The sequence below is a fragment of the Cupriavidus gilardii genome (genome assembly GCF_013347325.1).
In the GTDB taxonomy this organism is placed as follows: domain Bacteria; phylum Pseudomonadota; class Gammaproteobacteria; order Burkholderiales; family Burkholderiaceae; genus Cupriavidus; species Cupriavidus gilardii.
Genome location: NZ_CP054624.1, coordinates 1,573,636 through 1,587,323, shown reverse-complemented (window position 1 = coordinate 1,587,323; position 13,688 = coordinate 1,573,636). Strand labels below are relative to the sequence as shown.

11 protein-coding genes are annotated in these 13,688 nt (G+C 70.2%); 2 read left to right on the top strand and 9 right to left on the bottom strand.

The window, feature by feature from the left end; genetic code table 11:
* Position 1: 1 nt before the first annotated feature.
* Positions 2-1,831 carry a cation:proton antiporter domain-containing protein gene (locus FOB47_RS07235; RefSeq protein WP_174780433.1) on the bottom strand — a complete coding sequence of 610 codons (1,830 nt, stop codon included), beginning with the start codon at positions 1,829-1,831 and terminating at the stop codon, positions 2-4.
* Between the two features lie 204 nt (positions 1,832-2,035).
* On the opposite strand from FOB47_RS07235, the gene FOB47_RS07230 reads away from it, so the two are divergent.
* Positions 2,036-3,028: a GlxA family transcriptional regulator gene (locus FOB47_RS07230; protein WP_174780432.1), complete on the top strand. Its 993-nt coding sequence runs from the start codon at positions 2,036-2,038 to the stop codon at positions 3,026-3,028.
* A 33-nt stretch (positions 3,029-3,061) separates the two neighbouring features.
* Here the strand turns inward: FOB47_RS07230 and fghA are convergent, their stop codons facing one another.
* From fghA to FOB47_RS07190, 8 genes are all read right to left on the bottom strand, one after another.
* Positions 3,062-3,922 carry an S-formylglutathione hydrolase gene (gene fghA, locus FOB47_RS07225; protein WP_174780431.1) on the bottom strand — a complete coding sequence of 287 codons (861 nt, stop codon included), beginning with the start codon at positions 3,920-3,922 and terminating at the stop codon, positions 3,062-3,064.
* Positions 3,923-3,942: 20 nt separating this feature from the next.
* Positions 3,943-5,049, bottom strand: coding sequence for an S-(hydroxymethyl)glutathione dehydrogenase/class III alcohol dehydrogenase (locus FOB47_RS07220; protein ID WP_174780430.1), 1,107 nt, complete (start codon positions 5,047-5,049; stop codon positions 3,943-3,945).
* Positions 5,050-5,238: 189 nt separating this feature from the next.
* Positions 5,239-6,726 carry an NTP/NDP exchange transporter gene (locus FOB47_RS07215; protein WP_174780429.1) on the bottom strand — a complete coding sequence of 496 codons (1,488 nt, stop codon included), beginning with the start codon at positions 6,724-6,726 and terminating at the stop codon, positions 5,239-5,241.
* Between the two features lie 25 nt (positions 6,727-6,751).
* Complete coding sequence (locus FOB47_RS07210; protein WP_174780428.1) at positions 6,752-7,699, bottom strand: aldo/keto reductase; 948 nt, start codon at positions 7,697-7,699, stop codon at positions 6,752-6,754.
* Positions 7,700-7,778: 79 nt separating this feature from the next.
* The gene (locus FOB47_RS07205) at positions 7,779-9,140 is read right to left on the bottom strand and encodes a GntP family permease (RefSeq protein ID WP_174780427.1); all 1,362 of its coding nucleotides are present in this window, start codon (positions 9,138-9,140) and stop codon (positions 7,779-7,781) included.
* A 108-nt stretch (positions 9,141-9,248) separates the two neighbouring features.
* Positions 9,249-9,641: a RidA family protein gene (locus FOB47_RS07200; protein WP_053823699.1), complete on the bottom strand. Its 393-nt coding sequence runs from the start codon at positions 9,639-9,641 to the stop codon at positions 9,249-9,251.
* Positions 9,642-9,708: 67 nt separating this feature from the next.
* On the bottom strand, positions 9,709-11,238 hold the full coding sequence (locus tag FOB47_RS07195; RefSeq protein ID WP_174780426.1) for an N-acyl-D-amino-acid deacylase family protein: 1,530 nt from the start codon (positions 11,236-11,238) through the stop codon (positions 9,709-9,711).
* A 2-nt stretch (positions 11,239-11,240) separates the two neighbouring features.
* On the bottom strand, positions 11,241-12,155 hold the full coding sequence (locus FOB47_RS07190; RefSeq protein WP_174780425.1) for a MurR/RpiR family transcriptional regulator: 915 nt from the start codon (positions 12,153-12,155) through the stop codon (positions 11,241-11,243).
* A gap of 189 nt (positions 12,156-12,344) precedes the next feature.
* On the opposite strand from FOB47_RS07190, the gene FOB47_RS07185 reads away from it, so the two are divergent.
* The gene (locus tag FOB47_RS07185; protein ID WP_174780424.1) at positions 12,345-13,673 is read left to right on the top strand and encodes an amino acid deaminase; all 1,329 of its coding nucleotides are present in this window, start codon (positions 12,345-12,347) and stop codon (positions 13,671-13,673) included.
* Positions 13,674-13,688: the final 15 nt, after the last annotated feature.

Genomic DNA, 13,688 nt, shown 5'->3' with positions numbered 1-13,688 from the left:
TTCAGTGCGGCGCGCCGGCGCGCTGGCTGCCGCTGCCTGTGCTGCCCGTGGCGCCGATGGTGGCGCCGCTGTTCGCGCTTGCATCGAGCGCGGCCGCGTCCTGCCGCGCGGTCTGCAACACGCGCTCGATCATCGCCGCTGCGAGTTCGTGCTCGCCGAGGAAGACTTCGCCGACGCGGTCCTGCCGCAGCAGCGCCGCCTCGTCCTCGCTGTGCGTGCGCACCAGGATCCGGATGCCCGGATTGAGCGTGCGCGCGATCTCGGCCATCCGCCGCACGCCGACGGTATCGGGCGTGGCGATCACCAGCACGCCCGCGCGGGCGATATGGGCCTGGATCAATACCGCCGGCTCGGCCGCATCGCCGGATACCGCCGGCACCCCTTGCGCGCGCAGCGCTTCGACGATCTCGCGGTTCTGGTCGGCCACCACCACCGGCACCCCATGCGAGCGCAGCGCCGCGGCGATGCGGCGTCCGACGCGGCCATGGCCGACCAGCACGACCTGCCGCGTCAGCAGCGCCTGGTCGACCGTGGCGGGCAGCTCGGCCAGCGGGTCGGCGCTGCGCTCGAGCTTGCGCGCCAGCGGGGAACGCGCGCGAATCCAGCGCTGCAGCGGCTCGACCGCGCGAAATACCAGCGGGTTCAGCGCGATCGAGATCAGCGAAGCCGCCAGCACCAGGTTGTGTCCCTGCGCGCTCAGCATGCCGAGCGTGACGCCAAGGCCGGCCAGGATGAACGAGAACTCGCCGATCTGTGCGAGGCTCGCCGACACCGTCAGCGCGGTGTTCAGCGGGTAGCGCATCACCAGCACCAGCGCCAGCGCGGCCAGCGACTTGCCGACGATCACGATGGCCAGCGTGACCGCGACCTGCAGCGGCGCGTCGAGCAGCACGCGCGGATCGAACAGCATGCCGACCGAGACGAAGAACAGTACCGAGAAGGCGTCGCGCAGCGGCAGCGTTTCCTGCGCGGCGCGATGGCTCAGCGCCGAGCCGCGCAGCACCATGCCGGCGAAGAAGGCGCCGAGCGCGAACGAGACGCCGAACAGCACCGCCGAGCCGTAGGCGATGCCGACCGCGGCCGCGACCAGGCACAGCGTGAACAGCTCGTTCGAGCCGGTGCGCGCGACCTGCCACAACAGCCACGGAAACAGGCGCCGGCCCACCAGCAGCATCAGCGCGACAAAGACGGCGACGCGGCCCAGCGTGGCGCCCAGCGTCGCCCACAGCGACGCGCTGCCCGCGGCCGGCGCGGCGCCGTTGCCGCCGGCCGCTATCGCGGCAGCCTGGCCCGATGGAACGGTGCCGAGCACCTCCGCCAGCGCGGGCAGCATCACCAGCACCAGCACCGTCACCAGGTCCTCGACCACCAGCCAGCCGACCGCGATGCGGCCATTGACCGAATCCAGCGTGCCGCGCTGCTCGAGGGCGCGCAGCAGCACCACGGTGCTGGCGACCGACAGGCATAGCCCGAACACCAGTGCATCGGCGAGCGGCCAGCCCCATAGCGTGGTCAACCCGGCCCCCAGCGCGGTGGCAAAGGCGATCTGCACGATCGCGCCCGGGAGCGCGATTCGGCGTACCGACAGCAGGTCCTCGAGCGAGAAGTGCAGGCCGACGCCGAACATCAGCAGCATCACGCCGATCTCGGCCAGTTGGCCGGCCAGCGCCATGTCGGCGACGAAGCCCGGCGTGGCCGGCCCGATCACGATGCCGGCCAGCAGGTAGCCGACCAGCGCCGGCGCGCCGAGCCGGGCACAGATGAAGCCGAAGACGAGCGCCAGACCGAGGCCGGCGGCGATGGTGGTGATCAGGCTGACTTCATGGGGCACGGGCGGCTCGCGGCGAAGGGGTCAGGGGTGATCGGAAAAATCGGTGGCGCAACGGTCTGCAGTTCATGATAGCAAGCAGGCGCGGCCCGGCGCCTCGCACGGCCGGCAACGGGGCGTCGTTTACACTGTTGCCTTCGTTCTTTTTCCAAAGAGCGCGGTCACTTGCGCGGGTCGTTCCCGCCGGCCGCGCGCCGTTCCCGCTTCATGTCCCAGCCGTCCCCCGCACCCCATCAGATCGATCTCGTCGTCTATCCCGGCTTCAAGGCCATGGAGGCGGTCGGACCGATGACGGTGTTCGACTATGCGAACCTGCAGCTGGCCCGGCGCGGCCAGCCGCCCGCCTATCGCACCCGGATCGTGTCGACGCGCGTCGGCCCGGTGCGCTCGGACACGCTGATGACGCTCGAAGCCACGGCGCGGCTCGACACGGTGCTGCTGCCCGATACCGCGGTGATCGTCGGCGCGCGCGATATCGAAGGGGCGTTGCGCGACGCCGAGGAGATCGTGCCGTGGGCGCGCGCGGTGGCGCCGCGCATCGGCCGGCTGGTGGCGCTGTGTTCGGGATCGTTCTTCCTGGCCGCCGCCGGCCTGCTCGACGGCAAGCGCGCGACCACGCACTGGAGCGTCGCGCCGCTGCTGCGGCAGCGTTATCCCGCGGTGGCGGTCGATCCCGATGCGATCTTCGTGCGTCAGGGCACGCTGTGGACCTCGGCCGGCGTCACCGCCGGCATCGACCTGGCGCTGGCGATCGTCGAGGAGGATCTGGGGCGGGAGATCGCGCTCGATCTGGCGCGCGAGCTGGTGGTCTTCCTGAAGCGCCCCGGCGGCCAGTCGCAATTCAGCGTGCATCTGGCCAGCCAGACCACCGGCCACGCCGGCGTGCGCGAGGTACAGGACTGGATCCTGCGCGACCTGACGCGCGTATTCACGATGAGCGAGATGGCGGCGCGGGCTGCGATGAGCGAGCGCAATTTCCGCCGCGTATTCGCCCGCGAGACCGGCGCCAGTCCGACCGCCTTCATCGAATCGGCGCGGCTCGAGGCGGCGCGCCGCCTGCTGGAGCAGGGCGAGCTGCCGCTGAAGGCGGTGGCCGCGCGCAGCGGCTTCGGCTCCGACGAAGCGCTGCGGCGCGCCTTCCTGCGCCATCTGGGCATCACGCCGCGCGACTATCGCCAGCGCTTCGGCGCGGCGGCCTGAGGTCGACAGGGCCGCGCCGCAAGGCCCGGCGCTTCAGGGCGCCTGCAACTGCGCCGCATGATGGCGCAGATGGTCCTCCATCCAGGTCGCGATGAAGTAGTAGCCGTGGTCGTAGCCCTGGTGCCGCCGCAGCGTCAGCGGCTGGCCCACCGCGGCGCAGGCCGCCTCGAAGGCCTCGGGATGCAGCTGGTCGGCGAGGAACTTGTCGGCCAGCCCCTGATCGATCAGGATGCCGCCGGGGATGGGCGCGGCGGGTTGCGCGCGCATCAGCGCGCTGGCGTCGTACTGCAGCCATTGCGCGCGATCGCCGCCGAGATAGCGGCCGAATGCCTTCTCGCCCCATGGACATTGTGAAGGCGCGGCGATCGGTGCGAACGCCGACACCGAGCGGAAGCGCTCGCGATGGCGCTGCGCCAGCACCAGCGCGCCGTGTCCGCCCATCGAATGGCCGCAGATGCCGATGCGCTGCGGATCGGCGCCCAGTTCGCCGACGACCAGATCGTAGAGCTCGCCGGCGACATAGCTTTCCATGCGCCAGTGCGCGTTCCACGGCGCCTGCGTCGCGTCCAGATAGAAGCCCGCGCCCGCACCGAAATCCCATTCGTCCGCCTCGCCGGCGATGCCGGTGTCGCGCGGGCTGGTATCGGGCGCGACCAGGATCAGGCCGAGCTGCGCGGCGAGCCGCTGCGCGCCGCCCTTGATCATGAAGGTCTCTTCGGTGCAGGTCAGGCCGGCGAGGTAGAACAGCGCGGGCCGCGGCGTGCCGACGCCGGCCAGCGCCGCCGGCGGCAGGAAGACCGAGAAGCGCATCGGCAGGCCGACCGCGGTCGACGCATGCCGGTAGAAGCGCTGCACGCCGCCGAAGCAGCCGTGCTCGGAGAGCAGTTCGAGCATGAGCGTCGCGCCTCCGGCCTTCAGTACAGCACCACCGAACGGATCGACTCGCCGCGCTTCATCAGGTCGAAGCCCTCGTTGATCCGCTCCAGCGGCAGCGTATGCGTGATCAGGTCGTCGATGTTCAGCTTGCCGTCCATGTACCAGTCGACGATCTTCGGCACGTCGGTACGGCCGCGTGCGCCGCCGAAGGCCGAGCCCTTCCACTCGCGCCCGGTCACCAGCTGGAATGGCCGGGTCGAGATCTCGGCGCCGGCCTCGGCCACGCCGATGATGATCGACTTGCCCCAGCCCTTGTGGCAGCACTCCAGCGCCTGGCGCATGACCTTGGTGTTGCCGATGCATTCGAACGAATAGTCGGCGCCGCCGTCGGTCAGCTGCACGATGTGGTCGACCACGTTGTCGACGTCGTTCGGATTGACGAAATGCGTCATGCCGAACTGCCGCGCCAGCGCCTCGCGGTTCGGATTGATGTCGACGCCGATGATCTTGTCGGCACCGACCATCTTCGCGCCCTGGATCACGTTCAGGCCGATGCCGCCCAGGCCGAACACCACGACGTTGGCGCCGGCCTCGACCTTCGCCGTGAACAGCACCGCGCCCACGCCGGTGGTCACGCCGCAGCCGATATAGCAGACCTTGTCGAACGGCGCGTCGTCGCGGATCTTCGCCAGCGCGATCTCCGGCACCACGATGTGGTTGGCGAAGGTCGACGTGCCCATGTAGTGGAAGATCGGCTTGCCGTCGAGCGAGAAACGCGAGGTGCCGTCCGGCATCAGGCCCTTGCCCTGGGTCGCGCGGATCGCCTGGCACAGGTTGGTCTTGCGCGACAGGCAGAACTTGCACTGGCGGCATTCGGGCGTGTAAAGCGGAATCACGTGGTCGCCGGGCTTCAGCGAGGTCACGCCCGGGCCCACCTCGGTCACCACGCCGGCGCCCTCATGGCCCAGGATCGCGGGGAAGATGCCCTCGGGGTCCGCACCCGACAACGTGTAGTAGTCGGTATGGCAGATGCCGGTGGCCTTGATCTCGACCAGCACCTCGCCGGCGCGCGGTCCGGCCAGATCGACGTCCTCGATGGTCAACGGGGCACCTGCTTTCCAGGCGACGGCGGCTTTGGTTTTCATGGCGGCTTCCTTCGGTGGCCGCGCGCGGGGAGCGCTTGGCCGGGTTCGATCGATGGCGGGCGCGCCGGCCGTACAGGCACGGCGCGGCATTGCCCGGTTCGGCCGACACTGTAATGCCTGCGGCATCGGGCCGGCGGGCAAGCCCGTCCGCTTGGCCCCGCATGCCGCCATTTTGGCCGAATGCGTGGGCTAGCGGCCCGGCATCCGGGCCGATGCCGGCGCCCGCGGGCTGGCACTCCGTGCCGGCAGGTCGTCGGCACCCTGGTGGCGCCGGCCCAGCCACCAGCCAAGCAAACCCCAGACCAGCGCCAGCACGGCGCCGGTGATGGCGACCACCGCGGGATGGCCGGCCAGCGCGTCGATGCCGGTCTTGACCCAGGCGCTGACCGCATCGCCGGCGCGGTAGACCATCGTGTCGATCACGTTCTTGGCCTTGTACTTGGTTTCGGCATCGACCACGGTAAACAGCATCTCGCGGCCGGGGCGGACCATCGCATACTCGCCGACGCGGCGCAGCACCATCACGCCCGCCAGCACGCCGAACACCGGCCAGAGCGCCAGCAGCACGAAGCCGCCGGCCACCGCCAGCGGCACCACGGTCAGCAGCGCGGTCACGCCGTAGCGGCGCGCCACCTGGCCGGAGAAGAACAGCTGGATCGCGATGGTGGCGGCCTGCACGATCGCGTCGATCGCGCTGAACACGCGCGTCTGTTCGGTGCGATCGGGAAAGGTTTCGGCGACGAGCCGCGCCTGTTCGAAGTACAGGAAGGTGCTGGCGGTGGACAGCAGGATCACGAACAGCGCGATGCCGAGCAGATAGCGCGAGCGCGCGATCAGCGTCAGGCCGGCCAGCAGGCTGCCGCCGATGGGATCGCGCGGATCGTCGCGGGCGGCGCCGGCATGGTGCGCGGCAATGCGACCCGCCGCGGCATCGCCCTGCGCGATGGGTCCGGCGCCAATACCAGGCCCAGCCTGAGCCGGCGTTCCGGCTCCCGCGCTGGCTCCGGCCCCAGCCGCGGTTCCAGCCGCGGCCCCGGCTCCGGCCCGCGCCCGCCAGCGGAACAGCCACGCGCAGCCCGGCAGCGTCGCCGCCAGCAACACTGCCGACAGCAGCATCAGGCCCGTCAGGCCGATCGGTCCGACCAGCCATCCCGACAGCAGCGGCCCGGTCAGGCCGCCGACGCTGGCCCCGGCGGCGATCACCGGAAACAGCCGGCGCGCCTGTTCCGGGCGGAACACGTCCGCCATCAGGCTCCATGCGACCGACACCACGAACAGATTGAATACCGACAGCCACACGTAGAACACCCGCGCCAGCCAGACATCGTCGGGCCGCGCGCGCGTGGCCAGCGCGAAGGCCAGCAGATTGGCGATGAAGAAGGCATAGACCCACGGCACGAAGCGCCGCCGCGGCAGGCGCGAGCTGCACAGGCCATACAGCGGAATCGCGGCCAGCATCACGACGAAGGTCGCTGTGAACAGCCATTGCAGGTTCTGCACGCCGCCGGCAATGCCCATCGTTTCGCGCACCGGCCGCAGCATGAAGTAGCTGGCGAACAGGCAGAAGAAGAAGCCGAAGGCGGCGGCCACGGCCGTGTGTTCGCCCGGGCGGATGCCAAGCGCGCCGGGACGGCCGCCGGGGATGGGATCGGATTGCGGAGGCGGGGCGGTTGCCATGCCGGAAGCGGGCGGTGGACCGGCGCTAGGTCAGCAGCGCCGCGATGCGCTCGCGCTGCTGCGCGTCCGGCATGCGGCCGAGCCCTGCGCCGAGGTTGTCGCGCATATGGCGCGGATTCGACGTCGCCGGAATCGCCGCGGTCACCGCGGGATGGCTGACGATGAATTTGAGGAACAGCTGCCCCCAGCTGCTGCAATCGAGCTCGGCCGCCCACGGCGGCAGCTGGCGTCCCTGCACTGCGCGGAACAGCCGTCCGTCCTGGAACGGCCGGTTGATCAGCACGCCGATGCCGCGCTGCCGGCACAGCGGCAGCAGCCGCCGTTCGGCCTCGCGCTCGCCCAGCGAATAGTTGACCTGCACGAAGTCGATCTTCTCGCTGCGCACGATCTGCTCCAGCCGCTCGTGCGCGTCGGCGCGATAGTGCGTGACGCCGATATAGCGGGTCTTGCCCTGTTCCTGCAGCCGGCGCAGGAAACGCAGGTTCTCTTCCCAGTCGATCAGGTTGTGGACCTGCAGCAGGTCGACGGTGTCGGTGCCCAGCTCCTGCTGCGAGCGCGCCCATTGCGCGGGCGCGCTGCTGGCGGAGGCCGAGATCTTGGTGGCGAGGAAGACCTGCTTGCGGCCATTGTGCAGGCGCAATAATTCACCGGTCACCGCCTCGGCCGCACCATAGCTGGGCGCGGTATCGAGAACCGCGCCGGGTGTGCGCAGCAGCAGCGCCATCACCTCGGACAGCGGGCTCTGCTGCAGGCCTTGCGTGCCGGCATCGAAGGTGTCGGCGGTGCCCAGGCCGATCACCGGCAGCGTTTCTCGCGTGCCCGGGATGGCGCGCCGCAGCGGGGCCGCACCGGCGCCTGCAGCCGGCGTGGCTGGCGCGCCGGATGCGGGGCCGGGCTGGGCCTGTGCGGCGGACGTCAGCGTGCCCGCCAGCGCGGCGGAACAGGCAAGAAAGCGGCGACGATCGATGGCCATGGCGTCTCCTGGCAAGCCGGCAACTTCCCGGCCATTGTAGGTAAGACGCGCCAATTTGGCACCGCCGCCGCCGCGGCCTTCAGATCACGGCCGCCAGCCCCAGCGTCAGCAGCAGCGCGACCACGGAGATGATCGTCTCGCAGACGGTCCAGGTCTTGAAGGTCTGCGCGACCGTCATGTTGAAGTACTCCTTGACCAGCCAGAAGCCCGCATCGTTGACGTGCGACAGGATCAGCGACCCGGCGCCGGTGGCCAGCACCAGCAGCTCCGGGCGCGTGCCCGGCACGCTGGCGGCGATCGGCGCGACGATGCCCGCCGCGGTGGTCATCGCCACGGTGGCCGAGCCGGTCGCGACGCGGATCATCACGGCGACCAGCCAGCCGAGCACCAGCACCGACACGTTGGCGCCGGTCGCGACCTCGACGATCGAGTTCGAGATGCCGGAGTCGCGCAGGATGCGGCCGAAGCCGCCGCCCGCGCCCACCACCAGCGTGATGATCGCGGTGGGCGCCACCGATTCGTTGGTAAAGCGCAGGATCGCCTCGCGATTGAAGCCGCGCGCCTTGCCGAAGGTGTAGAAGCTGACCAGCGCGGCAATCAGCAGCGCGATCACCGAATTGCCGATCAGCTTCAGGAAGTCGTTGGCCCAGGTCTTCGGCGTCGTCACCAGGTCGGCGCTGCTGCCGATCAGCATCAGGATCACCGGCAGCAGGATCGTGAACACGGTAATGCCGAAGCCCGGCAGCGCCTGCGCCCGCGCGGTGTCGTCCGCTTCCTCGATGAACTGCGCGGCCAGCGGGTTGTCGGCGGGCAGCTTGATATGGCGGTCCATCAGCGTCGCGAAGATCGGACCGGCGATTGCCGCGGTGGGAATGCCGACGATCAGTGCATACAGGATGGTGCGGCCGATGTCGGCGCCGTAGGCGGTGACCGCCAGCAGCGCCGCCGGATGCGGCGGGATCAGGCCGTGCACCACCGACAGGCCGGCCACCATCGGGATGCCGACCTTGACCATCGAGGTGCCGGTGCGCTGCGCGATATTGAAGGCGATCGGGATCAGCAGCACGAAGCCGACCTCGAAGAACACCGGCAGGCCGACGATGAAGGCGATCGTCGCCATCGCCCAGTGCACGTGCTTCTCGCCGAAGAAGGCGATCAGCGTGCGCGCGATCCGTTCGGCGCCGCCGGACTCGGCCATCATCTTGCCGAGCATGGTGCCCAGGCCGACCACCAGCGCGATATGGCCCAGCGTGCCGCCGACGCCGGCCTCGAACGACTTGACGATCTCGTTCATCGGCATGCCGACCGAGAAGCCGAGCAGGACCGATACCACCACCAGCGTGATGAAGGGGTTCAGCTTGAATCGCGCGATCAGCACGACCAGCGCGATCACGGCGATCAGCGCATACAGCAACAGCGTGGTTCCGGTGACTGGGACCATGTTGTCTCCTTGGGGTGCGCGGGGCCGGTCGGCGCCGCGGCGTATGAAAGAGGCCGCTGGCGCGGCCCGGTTGGGAAAGGGAGGGAAGTGGCGGCGAAGCCGGCCGAATCAGCCGCCCGGCCGCTTGTAGGCGATGCAGTCGATCTCGACCTTGCAGTCGACCACCATGCTGGACTGCACGCAGGCGCGGGCCGGGGGATTGGCGCCGAAATACTGCTTGAAGATCTTGTTGAACGAGGCGAAGTCGCGCGCGTCGTCGAGCCAGACGCCGCAGCGGACCACGTGCTCGGGGCCGTAGCCGGCCTCGGCCAGGATCGCCAGCACGTTGCTGATGGCCTGGTGGGTCTGCGCGACGATGCCGCCGTCGACGACCTCGCCATCAACCATCGGCACCTGGCCGGACACATAGAGCCAGCCGTCGGCCGCGACCGCGCGCGCGAACGGCATGTGCTGGCCGCCGGTGCCGGTGCCGCCTTCGACGCCAAAGCGTTGGATATCCATGAAGACTCCTTCGAACTGAATACGGGAAACGGTGAGCTGCAAAAAACGGGGAAGGAAGGGCGCGGACTTACGTGTCCGCGATGGCGTCCGCCACGGCCGGGGCCGGTTCGCCGCGCGGCAGGAAGCGGCCGGCGCGCGCGCCGGTGGCGCGCCGCCGCGACCATGACAGCGTGCCGTTGACCCACACCGCGGCGATGCCCTCGGCCGGTTGCATCGGCTCGGTGAAGGTGGCCGCGTCCCGGATCGTCGCGGCATCGAACAGCACCAGGTCGGCCCAATGGCCCTCGCGCACGAAGCCGCGGCCGGCCAGGCCGAACCGCTCGGCCGACATGCCGGTCATCTTGGCGATCGCGATCGTCAGCGGAAACAGCTCGCGATCGCGCGCGTAGTGCCCCAGCACGCGCGGGAACGCGCCCCACAGGCGCGGATGCGGCAGCGGATCGTTGGGCAGCCCGTCCGAGCCGATCACCGTGGCCGGATGGGCCAGGATGCGGTCGACGTCGGCGTCTTCCATGCAGTGATAGACCGCGCCCGCCGGCTGCAGGCGGCGCGCCGCCTCGTGCAGGTCGACCTGCCATTCGGCCGCGATATCGGCGAGCAGGCGTCCGCCCATGCCGGGATGCGCCTCGGACCAGGTCACCATGATGTCGAAGTCGCCGGTGACCTGTTTCAGGTCCAGCGTCGACGAACTGGCCGTGTAGGGATAGCAGTCGCAGCCCACCGGCTGCCAGCGCTGCGCGGCATCGAGCGCGGCCAGCACCGCGCCGCTGCGGCCCCAGTTGTCCACGCCCGCGCACTTGAGGTGCGAGATCACGACCGGCACGCGCGCATGGCGGCCGATGCGGAAGGCCTCGTCCATCGCGTCGAGAATCTCGGCGAATTCGCTGCGCAGGTGCGTGGCGTACAGCGCGCCGGCGTGCGCCAGCGGCTCGGCCAGCGCCAGCACTTCCTCGGTCGGCGCGGCAAATGCATTGGCGTAGGCCAGCCCGGTCGACAGGCCGAGCGCGCCGTGGTCCAGTGCCTCCTGCAACTGCGCGCGCATCGCGGCGATCTCGTCCGCGCCGGCGGCCCGATCGAGCCGGTCCAGATGATTGCTGCGCAGCGCCGTGTGGCCGACCAGCGCGGCCACGTTGACCGCGGGACGCGCGGCCGCGATCGCATCGACGTAGGCCGCGAAGCTGGGATAGCGGAACGCGTCCGCATCGCCCAGCAGGTTCATCGGATCGGGCGGTTCGCCGCGCAGCGTCACCGGCGCCGCGCTGATGCCGCAGTTGCCGACCACCACGGTGGTCACGCCCTGCGACAGCTTCGGCATCATCTCGGGCTGGCGCACGACGTTGGTGTCGTCGTGCGTGTGGACGTCGATGAAGCCCGGCGCCAGCACCAGCCCGGCGGCATCGATGACGTCGGCCGCGGCAGCGGAGGCGATGCGTTGCTCCGCGTCGCCGCCGTCGGCATCGATGTCGACGATGCGCGCGATGCGGCCGTCGCGCAGCGCGACATCGGCGACGCGCGCGGCGGCGCCCGAACCGTCGATCACGGTGGCGCCGCGGATCAGCGTGTCATAGGCGAAGGCGGTGTCCGGGCTCGCTGCCATGGTCAGTCTCCGAGCGGCTGACGGCTGTCGCGCAGCGCCGCGTTGCCGCGCTCGCCGCTGCCCCGATGCGCGTCGAGCACGTACTTGAGCCGACGCAGCCGTTCCTGGCTGTCGTCCTGTTGCAGCAGCGCCAGCCGCGTGGCCAGCACGTCCAGCACCAGCAACATCGCATAGCGCGAGGCCGACGGCTTGAAGATGAAATCGGTTTCCAGCGCGCGCACCGGCAGCAGCACGTCGGCGCGCGCGGCCAGCGGCGAGCCCAGCGCGGTCACCGCGATCACCCGCGCGCCGTATTCGCGCGCGACATCGCAACTGGCCAGCATCTCGGGCACGCTGCCGCTGACGGAGAAGGCCAGCACCACATCGCCCTTGACCAGCGTGGCGGCCACCATCTGCTGCAGCACCGCGTCCTGATAGCTGGCGACCGGCCGGCCAAGCCGCGCCAGCCGATAGCGCGCCTCGTCGGCGAGCCACGTCGAGCCGCCACCCATGCCGAAAGCGTAGACCATGCGCGCGTCCTGCAACAGGCGCGCGGCGCGTTCGATCTGGGCCTCGTCGATCAGCTGGCGGTTGGCTTCGAGCGCCGCGACCACGTCGCCATGCAGCCGATCGGCCAGCGAGGGCGGGGCCGCATCGGCGTCAGCGGTGCCCGGCTCGTGCTGCAGGAAGCGTTGGCCGACCGCGGTGGCGCGCGCCAGCCGCAGCTTCAGGTCGCGCACGTCGCGGCAGCCCAGCGCCTTGGCCAGGCGTGTCACGCTTGCCTCGCTGACGCCGGCCTTGCGCGCCAGCGCATTGATGCTCGCCGACGCCGCGCCGCCGACGTCTTCGAGGATGACCTGAGCCACCTTCTGCTCGGCCAGCCGCAGCGTCGGGCCGCGCTCGGCGATGCGGGTCAGGATGTCGAAGGCAGCGGGCATGGGCTCGGCGGAAGGAGGGCCGGATGGTGCGTCCCGCCTCGGGCGGTGGCGCGGCATCGCAGCGTGTTACTTTATAACAAAGGTGAAATATCGTAATTTCGCCGCTATCATTACGTCAATCGAAAATTTCGATGCGGCGCCACAAGGCCGCGTTGGGGCGCGGAAAGGCGCGAAAGGGCGGATCAGGACATGCGTGATATAAAGTACCAGAGCGGCATCATCGATCCGCTGAACAAGGCGCTTGGCAAGCTCGAGGCGCCGCTGGCACCGGCCGAGGCCGCCACCGGCTGGCGGCTGCTGGAAGAGGAGGTCAGCCTGCCGGCCGCGGTGCTGTACGAATCCCGGCTGGCCCATAACCTGGCCTGGATGCGCCGGTTCATGGGCGAGTACGGCGTGAAGCTGGCGCCGCACGGCAAGACCACGATGGCGCCCAAGCTGTTCGCGCGGCAGCTCGAGGCCGGCGCCTGGGGTATCACGCTGGCGACCGCGCAGCAGACCGCGGCGGCGCATGCGCACGGCGTCAAGCGCGTGCTGATGGCCAACCAGCTGGTGGGCCGGCGCAATATGGAGATCGTCGCCGACCTGCTGCGCGATCCCGCTTTCGAGTTCTTCTCCCTGGTCGATTCGGCCGAGCTGGTGGATCGGCTCGGCGGCTTCTTCCGCGGGCGCGGCCAGCGCCTGCAGGTGCTGCTCGAACTGGGCGTCGAGGGCGGCCGCACCGGCGTGCGCGACGCCGCGCAGCAGCAGCAGGTGCTGGACGCGCTCGACCGCTGGACCGATGCGCTGACGCTGGCCGGTGTGGAGATCTACGAGGGCGTGCTGCAGCAGGAGGCCGATATCCGCGCCTTCCTGCGCCGCACGGTGGCGACCACGCGCGAACTGGCCGGGCAGGGCCGCTTCGGCGCACGGATCGAATCGCGTCCGGTGGTGCTGTCCGGCGCGGGGTCGGCCTGGTATGACGTGGTGGCCGAGGAATTCGCCGGCGCCGACATCGGCGCGCCCATCGACATCGTGCTGCGTCCGGGCTGCTATCTGACGCACGACGTCGGTATCTACCGGCAGGCGCAGCAGCGCATCCTCGCGAGCAATCCGGTGGCACAAAGGATGCGGGAGGGCCTGCTGCCCGCCTTGCAGTTGTGGGCCTATGTGCAGTCGATCCCGGAGCCGGACCGCGCGATCGTCGGCATGGGCAAGCGCGACGCGGCCTTCGATGCCGGCATGCCGACGCCAGCGCGGCACTTCCGCCCGGGCTCGGCGAGTGCGCCGGCAAGCGCGCCGGAAAGCGCGCCGGCCGACGCGCGGGGAACCGCACCGGCCGATGCGCCGTCCCATTGGGAAGTGACCGGCATGATGGACCAGCACGCCTACCTGCGGATCGCGCCGGGCGATGACGTGCGGGTCGGCGACATGATCGCCTTCGATATCTCGCATCCTTGCCTGACCTTCGACAAGTGGCGGCATATCCCGGTGCTGGACGACGAGCTGCGCGTGGTCGATATCGTGCAGACCTTCTTCTGACCGTTTGCCGGCTCT

Bases quoted from the DNA above. Each gene is read 5' to 3' on its own strand.
- FOB47_RS07230 (WP_174780432.1), top strand. From the start codon at position 2,036: ATGTCCCAGCCGTCCCCCGCACCCCATCAGATCGATCTCGTCGTCTAT.
- fghA (WP_174780431.1), bottom strand. From the start codon at position 3,922: ATGCTCGAACTGCTCTCCGAGCACGGCTGCTTCGGCGGCGTGCAGCGC.
- FOB47_RS07220 (WP_174780430.1), bottom strand. From the start codon at position 5,049: ATGAAAACCAAAGCCGCCGTCGCCTGGAAAGCAGGTGCCCCGTTGACC.
- FOB47_RS07215 (WP_174780429.1), bottom strand. From the start codon at position 6,726: ATGGCAACCGCCCCGCCTCCGCAATCCGATCCCATCCCCGGCGGCCGT.
- FOB47_RS07210 (WP_174780428.1), bottom strand. From the start codon at position 7,699: ATGGCCATCGATCGTCGCCGCTTTCTTGCCTGTTCCGCCGCGCTGGCG.
- FOB47_RS07205 (WP_174780427.1), bottom strand. From the start codon at position 9,140: ATGGTCCCAGTCACCGGAACCACGCTGTTGCTGTATGCGCTGATCGCC.
- FOB47_RS07200 (WP_053823699.1), bottom strand. From the start codon at position 9,641: ATGGATATCCAACGCTTTGGCGTCGAAGGCGGCACCGGCACCGGCGGC.
- FOB47_RS07195 (WP_174780426.1), bottom strand. From the start codon at position 11,238: ATGGCAGCGAGCCCGGACACCGCCTTCGCCTATGACACGCTGATCCGC.
- FOB47_RS07190 (WP_174780425.1), bottom strand. From the start codon at position 12,155: ATGCCCGCTGCCTTCGACATCCTGACCCGCATCGCCGAGCGCGGCCCG.
- FOB47_RS07185 (WP_174780424.1), top strand. From the start codon at position 12,345: ATGCGTGATATAAAGTACCAGAGCGGCATCATCGATCCGCTGAACAAG.